This is a genomic window from Herbaspirillum sp. CAH-3 (genome assembly GCF_009668275.1).
Taxonomy (GTDB): Bacteria; Pseudomonadota; Gammaproteobacteria; order Burkholderiales; family Burkholderiaceae_D; genus Herbaspirillum; species Herbaspirillum aquaticum.
Map to the genome: position 1 here is coordinate 121445 of NZ_VSWE01000017.1, position 16868 is coordinate 138312.

Sequence of the window (16868 nt, forward strand, 5' to 3'; positions counted from 1 at the left end):
AATGTAGTAGTTGTGACCGTTTTGTCCCCTTCGTCTAGAGGCCTAGGACATCACCCTTTCACGGTGAGTACGGGGGTTCGAATCCCCCAGGGGACGCCAAATAAAAAAGCCCGCGCAAGCGGGCTTTTTTATTTGGCGGCACCTAGCGATGTGCTTGAGCACATCGCGGGGGGGATTCGAAGGGTTTCGCTTGCAAGCGAAACCGGGCCCGCGGCACGTGGGCGAATCCCTCGCTCGCGCAGCGAGCGTTAGCCTACGATTGAGCGCGCACCGAGCGCAATCCAAGCCAACCCAGCTAGCCGAAAGCCCGCGCAAGCGGGCTTTTTTGTTTGGCGGCACCTAGCGATGTGCTTGAACTGGTTTCTTGTATGCTGGCCCCAAGTCCATTTGTCTCCCCAGTAACATTTTCCCCCGGCATTTTGCGCTATCCTCCCGGCAAACCTCACCGCAGGAGCCCTCATGACCGCAGCCGCCCATCTCGACATCGACCCTCGTGGCCTGGCCACGCTGACCCTCAATCGTCCCGACGTCCACAATGCTTTCGATGATCAGCTGATCGCCCACCTGATCGACCTCATCCACGAGGCGCGTGACGACAAACGCACTCGCGTCCTGCTGCTGGCCTCCACCGGCAAGTCCTTCTCCGCCGGCGCCGACCTGGCCTGGATGCGCCGCATGGCCGATGCCTCGCGCGAGGACAATCTGCACGATGCCCGCAAGCTGGCACTGCTGATGGAAACCCTCAACAGCTTCCCGGCACCGACGGTGGCCAAAGTACAGGGAGCGGTGATGGGCGGTGGTGTCGGCCTGGTCTCCTGCTGCGACATCGTGATCGCCTCCGAGGCGGCCTTCTTTGCGCTCTCCGAAGTCAAGCTGGGCCTGGCCCCGGCAGCCATCAGCCCCTACGTGATCGCCAAGATGGGCGTGTCACAGGCACGCCGCTTCTTCGTCTCGGGCGAGCGCTTCTCGGCCATCCGCGCCGCCGCCATCGGGGTGGTGCATGAGGTGGTGCTAGCCCAGGAACTGGATGCCAAGGTCCTGCAAGTGATCGACACCTTGCTGGCCAACGGGCCACAGGCGATGCGCGCTGCCAAGCAACTGGTCCAGGTCGCCAACCCGCTGCAGGTCACGCCCGAACTGGCGGAATATACGGCCGGCGTCATCGCCGACCTGCGTGCATCCCCGGAGGGACGCGAAGGCCTGCGCGCCTTCCTTGAAAAAGAGACGCCCGCCTGGACGCGCGCTTCATCTTCAGCAGGATAAACATGAAGTCTTTGCATGTAGCCATCGCCGGTGCCGGCCCGGCCGGCTTGGCCATGGCGCTCTATCTCAAGCGCGCCGGCCATCGCGTCACCTTGCTGGAGCGCTTCGTCACGGCCGCGCCAGTGGGTTCCGGCCTGATCCTGCAGCCCACCGGACTGACGGTGCTGGAAGACCTGGGCCTGTTCTCGCGCATCGCCGCACTGGGCCAGCGTATCGACCGCCTCTACGGGGCCGACGCCCGCAGCGGCAGGACGGTGCTGGATGTGCGATATGACGCCGTGCGCGGTGGACGCTATGGCATTGCCGTCCATCGTGCGGCCCTGTTCGGCGTCCTGCAGGAGGCCGCGCAGCGGGAAGGGATCGAAGCCGAAACCGGCCATGAGATCAACGGCCTGGAGCAGGGCAGCGCCGGTGCCAGCCTGACGACTGCGGACGGCCGCCGCATCGGCCCCTTCGATCTGGTCATTGATGCCAGCGGTGCCCGTTCTCTGCTGCGCCGCTACGCGCTCAATACCTGCGAGCCCAAGCGGCTGCCCTATGGCGCCTTCTGGATTTCCTTGCGGGCCCGGCCCGGCCTGTCGTTCGGTATCAATTCACTGGTACAGCGCTATCGCCGCGCCAGCACCATGATCGGCGTGCTGCCCATCGGTCGCCCCAGGCAGCAGGATGATCCCATGGTGGCCTTCTTCTGGAGTACCAAGCCGGACCAGGCGGAGCAGCTCAAGCAGCGGGGGCTGGAGGCATGGAAGGAGGGAGTTCATGCACTGTGGCCGGAATGTGAACCCTATCTGGCCCAGATCGATGGTTTCGAGCAAATGACGCTGGCGCGTTACGGACATCACACCTTGCCTGTGCCCTATGGACAGCGGCTGGCCATCATCGGCGATGCCGCCCATTCCACCAGCCCGCAGCTGGGGCAGGGGGCCAACATGGCCCTGCTCGATGCACGGGCGCTGATCCACGCCCTGCAGCAGTCCGATACGCCGGAGCAGGCGCTGCCGCGCTATGCCGCCTCGCGACGCCGCCACGTGCGGACCTTCCAGGCGATGTCGGCGATGTTCACGCCCTTCTACCAGTCCGATTCGGCGTGGTTGCCGTGGATGCGCGACCAGCTGGCGGCACGCCTGTCGATGGTGCCACCGGCACCGCAACTGCTGGCACGGATGGTGGCCGGTACCCTGATCGATCCCTTCACCTCGATTGGCTTGAAGGAACACGACTGGAACGCCGCACCCCAACCCTCGGCCCCAGGCTGATCGCGCTCAGCCCGAGCAGACGTTTTTCTTCATTTGCGCTCTTCACGGCAGAACATGCGGCTGCGCAGCTGGCAACGTTCGCGTTCCTCGGGCGTCATCGCTTCCCAGCGAGCGCGCATGAAGCGGCGCTTCTCATGCCAGCCGCCATGCCGCCCGCGAAAGCCCCCGAACAGTACCCGGCACAGCACCAGCAATCCCAGCGCCCGCCAGAAGCCGATCTCGGCCACACCCGGGAAGATCGGTGGCATTACCCAGTTCCACAGCAGCATCACCACCACGCCCAGCACCGGCACGCACAGCAGGCACAGCAGCAGCTTCACGCCCCAGCGGCGCGGGTCACGCCCGCCACGGAAGCCCCGATCGCGGCGTGCCGGGGCAGGGGGATTTTGAGGCATCTCGTTCTGATCCATTACATCTCCAATTCGTCATAAACCGCCTGCAAGCGCTCGCGCAGATGCAGGACTGCATAGCGCTTGCGCGCCAGCAGGGTATTCAAGCCGGTACCACTGGCAGCGGCCATTTCCTTGAAGCTGAGGCCATCGAGTTCGTGGGCGATGAAGACCTCGCGCTGCGCTGGCGGCAATTCGTCCAGGGCTGCCTGCAAGGCCTCGATCAGCGCCGCACGGGCGTAGGCGGCTTCCGGCCCCCCGTCGCTGGCCGGCAGGACCAGGTCCAGCCGCCAGCTGTCTTCGCCACCCTCGACTTGCTCGATGTCGTGCGTCTCGGGCAAGGGCTCTTCCTTCTTCTTGCGGAAGCGGTCGATGATGCGGTTGCGCGCTACCCGGAACAACCAGGCGCTGACCTGCTCGATCGGCTCCGGCAGGCGGTAGGCCTGGACGAACTCGTAAAACACTTCCTGCAGGATGTCTTCGGCCTCGCCGGCGTCAGCCACCCGGCGGCGGATGAAGCCGCCCAGCCGGCTGCGTTCGCGCATGACGGTGGCGGTGATCTCGCGGTCCTGGTCGCTCATCGGGGAGAGGGTGGAAATGGGCTGCATGCCCTGAAGACGGTTGTGCTCAGGGCATATTGTGGCTCGGCAGGAAAAAATGGGGGGAAACTGCGAAGGGGAAATGAAGAAACAAGCAAAACCAGCGCGTTTGCGCGGGGAGCCATGGCCCTGGAGGCCGCTCCCCGCCTGAGGCTTCAGCCCTTACAGTTCGATGCGCGTGCCCAGCACCTGCAGGAACTGCGCCAGCCACGCCGGATGGGCCGGCCAGGCCGGGGCCGTGACCAGTTTGCCGTCGGTGATGGCGGCATCCACGGCGATATCGGCGAACTGCCCGCCGGCCAGCTTCACTTCCGGCGCGCAAGCGGGATAGGCCGACACCTTCTTGCCCTCCAGTACGCCAGCCGCGGCCAGCACCTGCGGACCGTGGCAAACCGCGGCGATGGGCTTGTCGGCCTTGGCGAAGGCTTGCACCAGTTCGATCACCTTGGGGTTCAGGCGCAGGTATTCCGGGGCGCGGCCACCGGCCACCACCAGCGCGTCATAGCCAGCCGCGCTGACATCGTCGAAGCTGGCGTTGAGGGCGAACTGGTGGCCGGGTTTTTCGGTATAGGTCTGGTCGCCTTCGAAGTCGTGGATGGCGGTCTTGACCTTGTCGCCGGCTTTCTTGCCGGGGCAGACCGCATGGACCGTGTGGCCGACCATCTGCAGGGCCTGGAAGGGCACCATGGTTTCGTAATCCTCGGCGAAGTCACCGGTCAAGAGCAGGATCTTCTTTGCAGCCATCGTCATCTCCTTGGGAAAAGGCCGCCGGCGCGGGGAGGGACCGGGCGGCCGGGTTGAAACACATGTTGTTGCGGGCTGGCTCGGGCAGGATCTACTCCAGCCAGCGCATCCGGCGCGACTGTCCCATCAGGAAGTCGCGGTTGAGCTCCACGCAGTCGCGCAGGTAGCTCCACAGGGCCGACACTCGCGCCACGTGGCGCTGCTCGCTGGAAGCCACCAGCCAGAAGGTGCGGGTGATGGCGATCTGTTCGGGCAGAACCGGCACCAGCTCTTCGGACTGCTGCGCCAGGAAGCAGGGCAGGATTGCCAGCGCCTGGCCGGCACAGGCCGCCGTATATTGCGCCACCACGCTGGTGCTGCGGAAGGCCCGGAAAGCGTCAGGCGCCACCGTATCCTTGTAGCGCAATTCTTCACTGAAGACCAGGTCATCGATGTAGCCAATGAAGTTGTGTTGCGCCAGGTCATCCATGGTGTGAATCGGCGCGTGCCTGGACAGGTAGTCACGTGAAGCATAAAGCTTCAGGACATAGTCGGACAGTTTTGTGACCACGTAATTACCCGACAGCGGACGTTCGATCGACACGCTGATGTCGGCCTCATGCTTGGACAGGTTCACGAAACGCGGCATCGGCAGCATGTCCACCGTAATGTGCGGATTGCGGGCGCAGAAATGCGCAAGGTGCGGTGCCAGCACGAAGGTGCCGAAGCCTTCCGTGGCGCCCAGCCGCACCTGGCCGGAGAGCTTGCTGTTGTGTCCGCCCAGTTCTTCGGTGGCGGCGTACAGTGTGCTTTCTACCTGTTCGGCATATTCCACCAGGCGGTAGCCGTCGGCGGTGAGCTTGTAGCCGTGGTTGTTGCGATCGAAGAGCTGGCTGCCGACCTGCTCCTCGAAGCGCTTCATGCGGCGCGAGACGGTCGAGTGGTCGATGCCCAGTTTCTTGGCCGCATCCACCAGGCCCTGGCTGCGGGTGAGTTCGAGAAAGATCCTGAGATTGTCCCAGTCCAGCATGTGGTCTCCATGAGTGCATCACCAGCGTTGTGCATCAATGCAAAAGCGTTTTGTCTTTGTGGTTATTGTATCGATAAATACGCACATGCAGAATAGCGGGGCCGTGATGCCGCCCGGGAAGACAGAGGCGACAGGCGGCAGGAGACAGCGGCAAGACCCGGCGTCCATGAACGCGGGCAGGTCCGACAACAATCACAAGATCAAGGAGACAAGATGTCCAAGAACGCTTTCAGCCGTTCCCTCACGGCGGCGGCCGTCGCCTGCACGGTGTCGCTGGCCACCACGGCCATGCCGGTCCTTGCCCAGGATGCCAACACCGTCAAGATCGGCGTGCTCACCGACATGTCCGGCCCCTACTCGGCCATGGGCGGCCAGGGATCGGTAGTGGCGGCCAAGATGGCGGTGGAAGACTGCCTCAAGAATGAGTGCAAAGGCATGAAGATCGAGATCCTCTCGGCCGACAACCAGAACAAGCCCGACGTCGGCGTGACGCGTGCCCGCGAATGGCTGGACCGCGACAAGGTCGAGGCCATCGCCGACCTCACCAATTCCTCGGTGGCGCTGGCGGTGCAGAAGCTGATCAAGGAGAAGGGCGGCATCGCCATGTACAGCGGCCCGGCCACCGGTGCCCTGACCACCGCCGAATGCGCCACCAACGGCTTCCACTGGATGTTCGACACCTACTCGCAAGCCGCCGGTGCAGCAGCGGCGCTGACCAAGCTGGGCAACAAGTCCTGGTACTTCGTGACGGTGGACTATGCCTTCGGCCATTCGCTGGAAAAGGATGCCTCCGATGTGGTCAAGGCCAACGGCGGCACCGTGGTGGGGTCGGTGCGTCACCCGCTCAATGCGTCGGACTTCTCCTCCTTCCTGCTGCAGGCGCAGGCCTCCAAGGCCCAGGTGATCGGGCTGGCCAATGGCGGCACCGATGTGGTCAATGCCATCAAGCAGGCGCGTTCCTTTGCCGTCGGCGGCAAGGACCAGCGCCTGGTGGCGCTGCTGGTGTTCCTGTCGGATGTGCATGCGCTGGGGCTGGAGGCGGCGCAAGGCCTGGTCTATACCGATGGCTTCTACTGGGATTACGACGAGCAGACGCGTGCCTTCTCCAAGCGCTTCGAAGCGCAGTTCAAGAACATCAAGCCGACCATGGTGCAGGCCGGTGTCTATTCCAGCGTCTACCAGTTCCTGAAGGCGCGTGCGGCAGCCAAGACCTCGGACTGGAAGGTCGTGGCCCAGAAGATGCGTGAAATCCCGATCTCCGACGCCGTCATGCGCAACGCCTCCATCCGCCCGGATGGCCGCGTGATCCACGACATGTACCTGTACCAGGTCAAGACCCCGGCCGAATCCAAGGCCCCGTGGGATTACCTGAAGCTGCTGTCGGTGATCCCGGCCCAGCAGGCCTTCCGTCCGATGGACGCGGCCTGCCCGCTGGTCAAGCAGTAATGCCTGTGGCCGGGAGCCGCTCCCGGCCTTGCTCTCCCCATCCTGTTCACCTCTTCACAATGGAAATTGCAATGAGCCAAGCCAACATCCCCAACGTTCCCCTGTACCTCAACGGTGAAAAGGTGCAGTCCACTTCCAAGGAGTGGCGCGACGTATTGAACCCGGCCACCCAGGAAGTCGTGGCCCGCGTGCCCTTCGCCACCAAGGAAGAAGTCGACCGGGCCGTGGCCAACGCCAAGGAAACCTTCAAGACCTGGCGCAATACCTCACTGGCGCAGCGCATGCGCATCATGCTGAAGTTCCAGCAACTGCTGCGCGAGAACATCGCCCCGCTGGCTGAACTGATCACCCGCGAACACGGCAAGACCTTGCCGGACGCCGAAGGTGAAGTCATGCGCGGCCTGGAAGTGGTGGAGCACGCCTGCTCGATCACCTCGCTGCAACTGGGCGAGCTGGCCGAGAACGTGGCCGGCGGCGTGGACGTCTACACGCTCTACCAGCCGCTGGGCGTGGGGGCCGGCATCACCGCCTTCAACTTCCCGGTGATGCTGCCTTGCTTCATGTTCCCCATCGCGGTGGCCTGCGGCAATACCTTCGTGTTGAAGCCCTCCGAGCAGGATCCGACTTCCTCGCTGTTCCTGGTCGAGCTGGCCAACCAGGCCGGCCTGCCGCCAGGCGTGTTGAACGTGGTGCATGGCGGCCCGGATGTGGCCAACATGATCTGTGACCATCCCGATATCAAGGCGGTCTCCTTCATCGGTTCCACCCATGTCGGTACCCACATCTATCGCCGCGCCAGCGAAGCCGGCAAGCGCGCCCAGTGCATGATGGGTGCCAAGAACCACTGCATCGTCTTGCCCGATGCCCCCAAGGACCAGGCCATCAACAACCTGCTGGGCGCGGCCTTCGGTGCAGCCGGCCAGCGCTGCATGGCCAATTCGGTGGTGGTGCTGGTGGGCCAGACACGCGAATGGATTCCCGAGATCGTCGAACGCTCCAAGGCCATGAAGGTCGGCCCCGGCACCGACCGCAAGGCCGATGTTGGTCCGCTGGTCTCCAAGGCGGCCAAGGAACGCGTCGAACGCCTCATCGCCAGCGGCGTGGAGCAGGGCGCCAAGCTGCTGCTCGACGGCCGCAACTGCAAGGTGGCCGGCAGCGAGAACGGCAACTTCGTGGGACCGACCGTCTTCACCGGCGTGAAGCCCGAGATGGACATCTACACCCAGGAAATTTTCGGCCCGGCCATGTGCATCGTCGAACTGGAGACGCTCGATGAAGCCATTGCCTTCATCAACGCCAACCCGAACGGCAACGGTACTTCCATTTTTACCAGCTCGGGCTATGCGGCGCGCAAGTTCCAGAACGAGATCGACGTCGGCCAGGTCGGCATCAACGTGCCCATTCCCGTGCCGGTGGCCTACTTCAGCTTCACCGGTTCGCGGGCTTCCAAGCTGGGCGACCTCGGTCCCAATGGCAAGCAGGCCGTCACCTTCTGGACCCAGACCAAGACCGTCACTGCACGCTGGTACGCACCCGATGAAGAAGCCGGCCAGGTCAACACCACCATCACCCTGAAGTAAGGAGAGCAGCATGAGCGCCAACATCGTCTTCATCGGCCTGGGCAATATGGGTTTGCCCATGGCGCAAAACCTGGTCAAGGCCGGCTTTCCGGTCAGCGGGCATGACCTGGTCAAGGCCAGCGTGGACAAGCTGGTGGAGGTCGGCGGCAAGACCGAGGCCGATTCCATGGCGGCCGTGGCCAAGGCCGACGTGGTCATCACCATGCTGCCGGCCAGCCGTCACGTGGAGTCCCTCTACCTGGGCGAGGCCGGGGTGCTGGCCTCGGCCAAGCCGGGGGCCCTCTTGATCGACTGCTCCACCATCGCTCCGGAAGCGGCGCGCAAGGTCGCGGCAGCGGCCAAGGCGCGCGGCTTCGAGATGCTCGATGCACCCGTCTCCGGGGGCACCAACGGGGCGACGGCGGGCACCTTGACCTTCATGGTGGGCGGCAGCAAGGAGGCCTTCGAGGCCGCCCAGCCCTATCTGCAGAAGATGGGCCGTGCGATCTATCACGCCGGGGACAGCGGCAGCGGCCAGACCGTCAAGGTCTGCAACAACATGCTGCTGGGCATCCTCATGATCGGGACGTCCGAAGCGATTCGCCTGGGCATGGCCAATGGCATGGATCCCAAGGTGCTCTCGGAAATCATGTCCAAGAGCTCGGGCCGCAACTGGACGCTGGAAGTCTACAACCCTTGCCCCGGCGTGATGGACACTGCACCAGCTTCCAAGGGCTATGCCGGTGGTTTCGGCGTGGACCTGATGCTCAAGGACCTGGGGCTGGCGGTGGAAAATGCGCTGGCCACCAACTGCGCCATTCCGCTGGGATCGACGGCGCGCAATCTGTACGACATCCACAGCATGAACGGGGCAGGCAAGCTGGACTTCTCCAGCATCTTCAACATGCTGGGCAAGGCGAAGTAACAGCGGTTGGGGAGTGCAGCAAAAAGGGACAGCCTCTTGCGGGGCTGTCCCTTCGTTGTTCTGCGTGCTGATGTGCAGCTTATTTCTTCACTTCATCCTCGATGTGGGCGCGGATGATGTCGGCGAAGTTGGCATCGGCCGTAAAGCCCAGCGCCTTGGCGCGCTTGGCTTCGAAGGCGCCGGGCCAGGAATTGACGATGCGTTTGATGGCTTCGTCTTCCTTCCATTCGATCAGCTGCACCACTTCCTTGCCGGCGACCTGTTCCAGGGCCTCGACCATGTCCTTGACGGTCACGCACAGGCCGTCGATGGAGAGGAAGCGGGCCAGGCCCAGGTCGGCGCCATTGATTTCATGGCCGTGGATCAGGTTGGCGATGGCCTGGCGCGGCGACATCAGCCACATGCGGGTGTCCGGCGTGACCGGGCAGACCGAGGGCTGGCCATTGAGCGGCTCGCGGATGATACCCGACGCGAAGCTGGACGCGGCCTTGTTGGGTGCGCCCGGACGCACCGAAATGGTCGGCATGCGCAGCGCACGGCCGTCGATGAAGCCCTTGCGTGAATAATCCTGCACCAGCAGTTCACCCATGACCTTTTGGGCGCCGTAAGAGCTTTGCGGCATCAGCAGGGTGTTGTCGGGGACCACGGCCGGCAGTTCGCCGCCGAACACCGCCACCGAACTGGTGAAGACCACGCGCGGCTTGGTGCCCAGGGCACGGGCGCGTTCCAGGATGACGCGGGTGGCGTCGAAGTTGATCTTCATGCCCAGGTCGAAATCGGCCTCGGCATGGCCGCTGACGATGGCGGCCAGGTGGAAGATGGACTGCGTTTCGGGCGTGATGACGCGCTCGATCACGGCAGCGTCGGCGATGTCGCCGGTGACGGCCTCAATGCGCGGATCATTGAACCCTTGGGCCGGTACCACGTCCAGCAGGGTGATGCGCTTGATCTCTTGCGCCTGGCCGTCGCGGCCGGTCAGGGTGCCGCGCTGCAGCAGCTGGCGCGCCAGTCGGCTGCCCAGGAAACCGGCGCCGCCGGTGATGACGATATGCATGTGTTCTCCTCGTGATCTGTCGTCGGAATAGGGGGATATGAACGCTTGAGCGAAACCCGTGCAGCGCATTATAGCGGAAGTTGTAATACAACTTTGGGAATATGAAGCGGAAGTCACAAAAGCCCATGCCTGCGCGGTATCATGCGCGCCATGAAGACTTCCTCCTCCAAGCCGCAGGCGTCGGCGCTTGCATCCATGGCCGCCGCCGCACGCGGCAAGACCACGCTGGCCGACCATGTCACCAGCGTACTGGCACAGCAGATCCGCAGCGGTGAATTCGCCCCGGATGCGCGCTTGCCTTCGGAGATGGAGTTGACTGAACGTTTTTCGGTGAGCCGCACGGTAATCCGCGAAGCGATTTCGCGGTTGAAGTCCGAGGGACTGGTCGGCTCGCGCCGGGGCAGTGGCACGGTGGTCTTGCCGGTGACGCAGGCCACGCCCTTCCGGCTGGACCTGAATGTGGATGATGGCCGTGACTCCATCCAGGCGGTGCTGCGGGTGATCGAGCTGCGGCGCGGGGTGGAAGGGGAGATGGCGGCCCTGGCGGCGCAGCGCCGCACGCGCGCGCAGAACCTGGCGATCCAGCAGGCCTTGCAAGCCATCGATGCGGCGGCTGCGGCCGGGCGCGATGGCGTGCAGGAGGATTTCGCCTTCCATGCCGCCATTTCCAATGCCTCGCACAATCCGCTCTACACCTCGCTGGTGCAGTTCCTGAGCCAGTTCCTGCACGCCGCCATCCGCGTGGCGCGCATGAACGAAGCGCGCAGCAACGAGTTCGTGCAGCAGGTGCGCGCCGAACATGCGGCGCTGGCGCAAGCGATCAACGATGGCAACGCCGAAGCTGCGCGGGCAGCGGCCTTGCGCCACATGGAGCAGTCGGCCCAGCGCCTGCAGGCGGCCGACAGGGCTTTCTGGGCCAGCGCGGAAGGGCAGGCGGCGGCACGGGATCTGGCGCGGGTGAGGGAGGGTGGATGAGCTTCGGGCTTCATCTATTTGCCTTAATACAGGCATAAAAAAACGCTGCACCAGGCAGCGTTTTTTATTGGCATCGGCTAACGATCAGCCGCGCACGACCTTCTTGTACTCGTTGGTGCGGGTGTCGATTTCGATGTCGTCATCCTGGCTCACGAACAGCGGCACCATCACGGTGATCTGGTTGGCTTCGATGGCGTTTTCGATCTTGGCTTCCTTCAGGACGTTGCCCGAGGTGTTGCCCTTGACGGCCGGTTCCGAGTAGGCAACCTTGCGCACGATGGTGGTCGGCATTTCGACCGAGATGGCCTTGCCGTCGTAGAAGACAGCTTCGCACTGCATGCCGTCCTTCAGGTAACCGATGGCGTCGCCCATGTTCTCGCCTTCGATTTCGTACTGGTTGTACTCTTCGTCCATGAAGACGAACAGCGGGTCAGCGAAGTACGAATAGGTCACCGGCTTCTTGTCCAGCACCACGACGTCGAACTTGTCGTCGCCACGGAAGACGCTTTCTTGCGGGCTGTTGGTCAGCAGGTTCTTCATCTTCCACTTGTAGGTGAAGCCGGTACGGGAAGAACCGTTGACGTCCGAGCGCAGGACGATCATGGGCTTGCTGTCGACCATAATGATGTTGCCGACGCGGATTTCTTTTGCAAATTTCATAGCGATGTGTCGTGAAAAGTAGGTTTTTTCAAACTGTCAGTAGCCCACTGGTAAAACTTCTAAAACTTCACCGCAAGCCCACGTACGATTGAATTCCAAACTGCGTTAAAACGGTAGCCCGCTATTTTAACCCATTTTCGTTGCTCTTCCACTCTTCGAGGGCGAGCCGGCGGGCGAAGCCGAGCAAATTGTCCATCCAGTCGCCATTTGCCAACAGCTTCTGCGCCCATTGTTCAGCTTGGCCCGACAATGCCGGCAGTTCGGCCTGCAGCGTCTGCCAGCTTGCCTGCCAGTCAAGGTCGCCCGGATAAGCGCCGTTCCAGGCTCGGTTGAGGTCGATGACGGCCGGCGTGGCCGGTTCATAAATCTTCAGGAAGGCGTTGAGCTTGGTGTGGTGCAGGTTCTTGTCCTGGTGATAGATGTTCCAGACGAAGGGGCGCCCGGCCCACTGGGCGCGGGCGAAGGAATCTTCACCTCGCACGAAATTGAGGTCGCAGCTCCACAGCAAGCGGTCGTAATCGGTCTGCGCCACGAAGGGCAGCACGCGCATCGTCAATGCCCCCCGGGTCGCTGCGGCCCCGGCGCGCATCGGTACGCCAAGGAAGGCCTCGACCGCAGGGCGGCCCACGCCCTCCGGCACCAGGCAGGTGATAGGGGAGGGCGACGCCTGCCAGGCCGCAAACAATTCGGGAATCGGGGCGTAGTCGTAGCAGAACAGCGAGACCTTGCAGGCCTGCGCTTCGGACGCTGTCACGCCCAGCCGGGCCAGGAAGGCAGGTCCTTCGTTGGCCGCCAGGAAGGCCTGCCGTCGGGCTTGCAGGTCGGCTTCGAAGGTGAGCCCGCCGGTTCGTTCATTGAAGCCCGGGAAGAAGAAATACTTGGTCAGCTTCAGCGTGCGATGCGGGGAGGGCAGGGTGTGGCAGCCTTCGACCCAGGGTTCGGCCGACAAGCCTTCCAGGTTGAACCAGACGGGCTTGGGCGAGCGCTGTGCCATGGCTTCCACATAACCGGGCGGGATCTCGCAGCCGAAGAATTCGATGACGATATCGGCCACGTCGTCGGCCGTGAACAGACCGTCCTGGCCACGCCAGTGCTGGACCCTCACGCCGCTGAGCGCTTGCGTATCGGCCAGCGTGTCCACCGTCGGCCAGATGCGCCGGAAGCTCACCAGGTCATCTACCCACAGCCGCACCGCCAGCCCGTGCTCATGCGCCAGCTGCCGCGCCAGGCGCCAGCAGATGCCGATATCGCCATAGTTGTCGACGACCTTGCAGAACAGGTCCAGGGAGCGCAGGGGATTGGGGTGGGAATTCATCGATATGCAGGAAAATGCGGAGGCAGGCCGCATGATACCGGCTTGGTGCAGGGTCCGACGAAGGGAAATGAACAACATGGACAAATTTTTTCAAATTAAATCGCTTGCAATTCAATTTTGAGCAGTTTAATATGCAGCACATGGACAAGACGCACACCACGAATCTCCCGGACGCACTGATCGACGAAGCCCTGCTTCTCGACAACCAGCTGTGTTTTGCGATGTATTCGGCGTCGCTGGCCATGACCAAGGCTTACAAGAAGATCCTGGCCCCGCTGGAGATCACCTATCCGCAATACCTGGTGATGCTGGTGCTGTGGGAAAAGGATGGCGTCACGGTCTCGGAACTGGGCGCACGCCTGTTCCTGGATTCTGGTACGCTGACCCCGCTGCTCAAGCGCATGGAAAGCATGGGTTTGCTTCACCGCAACCGGGATGCTGGCGATGAGCGCCGGGTGGTCGTGAGCCTGAGCGATGGCGGCCGCGCGTTGCGTGAGAAGGCCAAAGCGGTACCGCAGCAGATGAGCTGCATGCTGCCCACGCTGGACCAGATCAAGGCACTGGTGATGGAGTTGAAACAGGTTCGCAAGGGCCTGGTCGACGCCGAAGATGAATGAAAATGTAACAAGCTTTGTGTTTTATATTGTGCGCAATAATATAGTTAATTATTTATATCGCTATATCGTTGGCGCAGCCTGACCGAAGATTGCAACACCGGAAACGTCAGCAACATCAGCAACATCCGCAACATCAGCAAGACCGCAAGTGAAGCAGCAAGAGATTGGAAGCCAGTGCTGACCGAAAGCGAATCTTTCGGCATCACATCCCTCAAACGTAGCCCGCAAGGGTAACGACAACCTGAACTTTGAAAGGAAATACCATGCCTTCGAACAAGATTGAAAAAGCCCTGTACACCGCTACCGCTACCGCCACTGGCGGCCGTGAAGGTTCGGCCAAGTCCTCCGACGGCGTGCTGGACGTCAAGCTGTCGACCCCCAAGGAACTGGGCGGCGCCGGTGGTAACGGCACCAACCCGGAACAGCTGTTCGCCGCCGGTTACTCGGCTTGCTTCCTGGGCGCGCTGAAGTTCGTCGCCGGCCAGGCCAAGGTGGCCCTGCCTGCGGATGCCAGCATCACCGGCAAGGTCGGTATCGGCCAGATTCCGGGCGGTTTCGGCATCGAAGCCGAACTGAACATCTCGCTGCCGGGCATCGACCAGGCCGTGGCGCAAGATCTGGTGAACAAGGCCCACCAAGTGTGCCCGTATTCCAACGCCACCCGTGACAACATCAACGTCACCCTGAACCTGGTGTAATGGCTGGGTTCGGCTTCCTGCCTGATCCGGGCGGGAAGGCGTAAAAAATCGCCGCTGCGACTTCTGTCCCAGCGGCGATTTTCATGGGCGATCAGGAAAGATCAGACCGCGCCGCGTGTCTCTACATACAGCGCATAGAGAGAGTGGCTGCTCGCCATGAACAGACGATTTTTCTTGGTGCCGCCAAAGACCAGGTTGGGGCAGCGCTCTGGAAGATGGATGTGGGCGATGGCTTTGCCTTGCGGGTTGAATACGCGCACACCGTCGAGTTCTTCAGCCTTGGCGTCCAGTGCGCCGTTGCTGCCCCAACCGCACCACAGGTTGCCATCCACGTCGATCTTGAAACCATCGATCCCGCCAGGGCCGTTGGCATCGATCACGAGGCGGCGGTTGCCGATGCGGGTGCCGTCACTGCTCATGTCGTAGGCCCAGATGACGCGGCTGGGCGTGGCGCGCGATTCGTTGATGTAGAGGATCTTTTCATCCGGAGAAAACGCCAGGCCGTTGGGGCCGGCGAGCTGGTCCGTGATCAGCGAGACCTTGCCACTGCGGCCGTCGATGCGATAGACCGAGTGCGGCAATTCGGATACCTGCTTGTCGCCCTCCCATTCCCCGGCGATGCCGAAGGGCGGATCGCTGAACCAGATCGAGCCATCGGATTTGCAGATGATGTCGTTGGGCGAGTTGAAACGCTTGCCATTGTAGTTGTCGGCCAACACCGTGATGCTGCCGTCGTATTCAGTGCGGGTCACGCGACGGGTGAGGTGTTCGCAGGCCAGCAGGCGCCCCTGGCGGTCACGCGCCAGGCCGTTGCTGTTGTTGGACGGCTGTCGGAATACCGAGGTCGCGCCAGTGGTTTCATCCCATCGCATGATGCGGTTGTTGGGAATGTCGGAAAAGAGCAGGTAGCGTCCGTCGCCAAACCAGACCGGCCCCTCGACCCAGCGAAAACCGGTGGCCAGCCGTTCCACACTGGAACTGAACAGGCGGTACTTGAGGAAGCTCTTGTCGAGTACCTCCACGCTGGGATCCGGATAGCGCTGGCTGGGAATGAACTCGCCATTCTGGGCGCGGGCGCTGATGGCGGTGGCTGCCAAGCCAAGCCCGGCCATCAAGGTTGTACGACGAGTTGGGCTAAAATTGGCTGAAGTGTTCTTGTTGTGCTGCGACATCGAAGTCTCCATGGTCAGGGATGGTCGTTCCACGTCAACGCGACGAGGGCGATCCAGAAAGCCTAATGGCGGGGAATCGAGGAAGACAGCGTCGCCCGGGGCGGGCTGCTGGCGCTGGTGGACATCTTCCCTGGCGCGGACATGTCAGTGCGATAGTCCGTTCTTGTGGTAAGACATCGTACATCATGAATTGCCATTTGACAATCCGACCGCCGCATTGACAAAGGAGGGCCCGCGGCAGCGCGAGCGCGACGGCAACGGGCGCGACAGCCAGGCGGGGGCTGACTCAGGCCTGCCCAGCCGGCTGTCTCACTACCTGTTGCAGCAAGGTACGGGCGACGCAGCGATGGAAGGGCATGATCGCCGCCAGGTAGGCCTTGCCCAGCAGGCGTTTGGTGCGCACCACGGTAGTCACGGTGAGCCACTGGTCGTCGTCTGCCGACTGGCCGGTGGCGGCCGGCGACTTTTCGACGCACAGCCGGAAATCCAGGTGACGGTCATCCATTCCCATCACGACCCTGGCCGGCTCGGCCAGCAGCAGGGGAAACCCGGCCGGCCCGCCGCCATGGTCGCCGGCCTGCTTGAGGCCCAGCGGTGCCATCAGGCGATCGCGCAAACGGATCAACGCACTGACCCAGGCCGGCTGGGTTGCCATCATGCGGGCCGCGATCTCGGTGGTATTCAGTTTGGCCAGTTGCGGTGTGAGGCGGATGCGGTAACTGTCGGCGAAACCGGCTCCCGGCAGCAAGGCCCAGTGGCGCGGCGCGGGCGTGACTTCTTCGGTGTGCGAGACAAGCGAGGCAGGCATGATGGTCTCCAGGCAAGTTGAAAAAAAAAGCCGGCAGCAGCGCTGCCGGCCTTGCTCACGCGGTCACGCGATCACGCGATCCCTTGAGCTCACCTGCCGTTGCGCCGCTGTTTTTCCGCCGCACGGGCGCTGGCAAAGCGCTCATGGGTTTCCTCGGCCTTGCGACGGCCGAAGGCATAGTTGGCTTCCAGCCACATGACGTTGATGATGCCGAAGGCCAGGGCCAGTCCGATGCCGAGTATCCAGGCGAAGTACCACATGATGTTCTCCTCGTTGCAGTTTGCGATTGCGCGTAATCAATACGCCGTGTGTTCGTTCTCGTGGATGTCGCGGGCGGTCACCTTGCCCTTGACCACGCGATAGACCCAGCCGGTATAGA

General features: G+C 62.8%; 18 protein-coding genes and 1 tRNA gene. 9 read left to right on the forward strand and 10 right to left on the reverse strand.

What is annotated here, in order from left to right; all coding sequences use genetic code 11:
- Nucleotides 1-23: 23 nt before the first annotated feature.
- The 3 genes from FYB76_RS21475 (at nucleotide 24) to FYB76_RS21485 (ending at nucleotide 2519) form a co-directional block, all read left to right on the forward strand.
- Nucleotides 24-99, forward strand: a tRNA-Glu gene (locus tag FYB76_RS21475).
- Between the two features lie 360 nt (nucleotides 100-459).
- On the forward strand, nucleotides 460-1263 hold the full coding sequence (locus tag FYB76_RS21480) for an enoyl-CoA hydratase-related protein (RefSeq protein ID WP_154134980.1): 804 nt from the start codon (nucleotides 460-462) through the stop codon (nucleotides 1261-1263).
- 2 nt (nucleotides 1264-1265) lie between these two features.
- The gene (locus tag FYB76_RS21485; RefSeq protein ID WP_154134981.1) at nucleotides 1266-2519 is read left to right on the forward strand and encodes an NAD(P)/FAD-dependent oxidoreductase; all 1254 of its coding nucleotides are present in this window, start codon (nucleotides 1266-1268) and stop codon (nucleotides 2517-2519) included.
- A 29-nt stretch (nucleotides 2520-2548) separates the two neighbouring features.
- On the opposite strand, the gene FYB76_RS21490 is transcribed toward FYB76_RS21485, so the two are convergent.
- The 4 genes from FYB76_RS21490 to FYB76_RS21505 all read right to left on the reverse strand — a co-directional run bounded on the left by FYB76_RS21490 (nucleotide 2549) and on the right by FYB76_RS21505 (nucleotide 5260).
- A complete protein-coding gene (locus tag FYB76_RS21490; protein ID WP_088753279.1) occupies nucleotides 2549-2929 on the reverse strand; it encodes a hypothetical protein in 381 nt (126 codons plus the stop codon).
- Complete coding sequence (locus FYB76_RS21495; RefSeq protein WP_088753280.1) at nucleotides 2929-3516, reverse strand: RNA polymerase sigma factor; 588 nt, start codon at nucleotides 3514-3516, stop codon at nucleotides 2929-2931. The genes FYB76_RS21490 and FYB76_RS21495 overlap by 1 nt, the downstream gene beginning before the upstream one ends.
- Before the next feature lie 153 nt (nucleotides 3517-3669).
- Nucleotides 3670-4251, reverse strand: a complete 582-nt coding sequence (locus tag FYB76_RS21500) for a DJ-1/PfpI family protein (protein ID WP_041310961.1) — start codon at nucleotides 4249-4251, stop codon at nucleotides 3670-3672.
- 91 nt (nucleotides 4252-4342) lie between these two features.
- Entirely contained in the window at nucleotides 4343-5260 is a 918-nt protein-coding gene (locus tag FYB76_RS21505; RefSeq protein WP_154134982.1) for a LysR family transcriptional regulator, read from the reverse strand.
- 213 nt (nucleotides 5261-5473) lie between these two features.
- On the opposite strand from FYB76_RS21505, the gene FYB76_RS21510 reads away from it, so the two are divergent.
- From FYB76_RS21510 to mmsB, 3 genes are all read left to right on the forward strand, one after another.
- Nucleotides 5474-6706, forward strand: coding sequence for an ABC transporter substrate-binding protein (locus FYB76_RS21510; RefSeq protein WP_154134983.1), 1233 nt, complete (start codon nucleotides 5474-5476; stop codon nucleotides 6704-6706).
- A gap of 71 nt (nucleotides 6707-6777) precedes the next feature.
- Nucleotides 6778-8286, forward strand: a complete 1509-nt coding sequence (locus FYB76_RS21515) for a CoA-acylating methylmalonate-semialdehyde dehydrogenase (protein WP_008330193.1) — start codon at nucleotides 6778-6780, stop codon at nucleotides 8284-8286.
- Between the two features lie 10 nt (nucleotides 8287-8296).
- On the forward strand, nucleotides 8297-9190 hold the full coding sequence (mmsB, locus tag FYB76_RS21520; RefSeq protein ID WP_154134984.1) for a 3-hydroxyisobutyrate dehydrogenase: 894 nt from the start codon (nucleotides 8297-8299) through the stop codon (nucleotides 9188-9190).
- Nucleotides 9191-9269: 79 nt separating this feature from the next.
- On the opposite strand, the gene denD is transcribed toward mmsB, so the two are convergent.
- Nucleotides 9270-10244: a D-erythronate dehydrogenase gene (denD, locus tag FYB76_RS21525; protein ID WP_088753285.1), complete on the reverse strand. Its 975-nt coding sequence runs from the start codon at nucleotides 10242-10244 to the stop codon at nucleotides 9270-9272.
- A 141-nt stretch (nucleotides 10245-10385) separates the two neighbouring features.
- On the opposite strand from denD, the gene FYB76_RS21530 reads away from it, so the two are divergent.
- Entirely contained in the window at nucleotides 10386-11219 is an 834-nt protein-coding gene (locus FYB76_RS21530) for a FadR/GntR family transcriptional regulator (protein ID WP_154134985.1), read from the forward strand.
- 84 nt (nucleotides 11220-11303) lie between these two features.
- Here the strand turns inward: FYB76_RS21530 and FYB76_RS21535 are convergent, their stop codons facing one another.
- Both FYB76_RS21535 and earP read right to left on the reverse strand, forming a co-directional pair.
- Nucleotides 11304-11879, reverse strand: a complete 576-nt coding sequence (locus FYB76_RS21535) for an elongation factor P (protein WP_017451702.1) — start codon at nucleotides 11877-11879, stop codon at nucleotides 11304-11306.
- Nucleotides 11880-12000: 121 nt separating this feature from the next.
- Nucleotides 12001-13194, reverse strand: coding sequence for an elongation factor P maturation arginine rhamnosyltransferase EarP (gene earP, locus FYB76_RS21540; protein WP_154134986.1), 1194 nt, complete (start codon nucleotides 13192-13194; stop codon nucleotides 12001-12003).
- A 131-nt stretch (nucleotides 13195-13325) separates the two neighbouring features.
- On the opposite strand from earP, the gene FYB76_RS21545 reads away from it, so the two are divergent.
- Both FYB76_RS21545 and FYB76_RS21550 read left to right on the forward strand, forming a co-directional pair.
- Nucleotides 13326-13811, forward strand: a complete 486-nt coding sequence (locus FYB76_RS21545) for a MarR family winged helix-turn-helix transcriptional regulator (RefSeq protein ID WP_088753615.1) — start codon at nucleotides 13326-13328, stop codon at nucleotides 13809-13811.
- A 263-nt stretch (nucleotides 13812-14074) separates the two neighbouring features.
- On the forward strand, nucleotides 14075-14509 hold the full coding sequence (locus FYB76_RS21550; RefSeq protein ID WP_039785041.1) for an organic hydroperoxide resistance protein: 435 nt from the start codon (nucleotides 14075-14077) through the stop codon (nucleotides 14507-14509).
- A 101-nt stretch (nucleotides 14510-14610) separates the two neighbouring features.
- On the opposite strand, the gene FYB76_RS21555 is transcribed toward FYB76_RS21550, so the two are convergent.
- From FYB76_RS21555 to cydX, 3 genes are all read right to left on the reverse strand, one after another.
- Nucleotides 14611-15621: an SMP-30/gluconolactonase/LRE family protein gene (locus FYB76_RS21555; protein WP_229297058.1), complete on the reverse strand. Its 1011-nt coding sequence runs from the start codon at nucleotides 15619-15621 to the stop codon at nucleotides 14611-14613.
- Nucleotides 15622-15967: 346 nt separating this feature from the next.
- On the reverse strand, nucleotides 15968-16489 hold the full coding sequence (locus tag FYB76_RS21560) for a DUF2867 domain-containing protein (protein ID WP_154134988.1): 522 nt from the start codon (nucleotides 16487-16489) through the stop codon (nucleotides 15968-15970).
- Nucleotides 16490-16578: 89 nt separating this feature from the next.
- Nucleotides 16579-16749 carry a cytochrome bd-I oxidase subunit CydX gene (gene cydX, locus FYB76_RS21565; protein WP_008330178.1) on the reverse strand — a complete coding sequence of 57 codons (171 nt, stop codon included), beginning with the start codon at nucleotides 16747-16749 and terminating at the stop codon, nucleotides 16579-16581.
- Nucleotides 16750-16868: the final 119 nt, after the last annotated feature.

Coding starts and splice junctions, on each gene's coding strand:
- FYB76_RS21495 (WP_088753280.1), bottom strand. CDS start 3,516: ATGCAGCCCATTTCCACCCTCTCCCCGATGAGCGACCAGGACCGCGAG.
- FYB76_RS21505 (WP_154134982.1), bottom strand. CDS start 5,260: ATGCTGGACTGGGACAATCTCAGGATCTTTCTCGAACTCACCCGCAGC.
- FYB76_RS21545 (WP_088753615.1), top strand. CDS start 13,326: ATGCAGCACATGGACAAGACGCACACCACGAATCTCCCGGACGCACTG.
- FYB76_RS21510 (WP_154134983.1), top strand. CDS start 5,474: ATGTCCAAGAACGCTTTCAGCCGTTCCCTCACGGCGGCGGCCGTCGCC.
- cydX (WP_008330178.1), bottom strand. CDS start 16,749: ATGTGGTACTTCGCCTGGATACTCGGCATCGGACTGGCCCTGGCCTTC.
- FYB76_RS21515 (WP_008330193.1), top strand. CDS start 6,778: ATGAGCCAAGCCAACATCCCCAACGTTCCCCTGTACCTCAACGGTGAA.
- denD (WP_088753285.1), bottom strand. CDS start 10,244: ATGCATATCGTCATCACCGGCGGCGCCGGTTTCCTGGGCAGCCGACTG.
- FYB76_RS21555 (WP_229297058.1), bottom strand. CDS start 15,621: ATGGCCGGGCTTGGCTTGGCAGCCACCGCCATCAGCGCCCGCGCCCAG.
- FYB76_RS21485 (WP_154134981.1), top strand. CDS start 1,266: ATGAAGTCTTTGCATGTAGCCATCGCCGGTGCCGGCCCGGCCGGCTTG.
- mmsB (WP_154134984.1), top strand. CDS start 8,297: ATGAGCGCCAACATCGTCTTCATCGGCCTGGGCAATATGGGTTTGCCC.
- FYB76_RS21550 (WP_039785041.1), top strand. CDS start 14,075: ATGCCTTCGAACAAGATTGAAAAAGCCCTGTACACCGCTACCGCTACC.
- FYB76_RS21530 (WP_154134985.1), top strand. CDS start 10,386: ATGCGCGCCATGAAGACTTCCTCCTCCAAGCCGCAGGCGTCGGCGCTT.
- FYB76_RS21535 (WP_017451702.1), bottom strand. CDS start 11,879: ATGAAATTTGCAAAAGAAATCCGCGTCGGCAACATCATTATGGTCGAC.
- FYB76_RS21480 (WP_154134980.1), top strand. CDS start 460: ATGACCGCAGCCGCCCATCTCGACATCGACCCTCGTGGCCTGGCCACG.
- earP (WP_154134986.1), bottom strand. CDS start 13,194: ATGAATTCCCACCCCAATCCCCTGCGCTCCCTGGACCTGTTCTGCAAG.
- FYB76_RS21490 (WP_088753279.1), bottom strand. CDS start 2,929: ATGGATCAGAACGAGATGCCTCAAAATCCCCCTGCCCCGGCACGCCGC.
- FYB76_RS21560 (WP_154134988.1), bottom strand. CDS start 16,489: ATGCCTGCCTCGCTTGTCTCGCACACCGAAGAAGTCACGCCCGCGCCG.
- FYB76_RS21500 (WP_041310961.1), bottom strand. CDS start 4,251: ATGGCTGCAAAGAAGATCCTGCTCTTGACCGGTGACTTCGCCGAGGAT.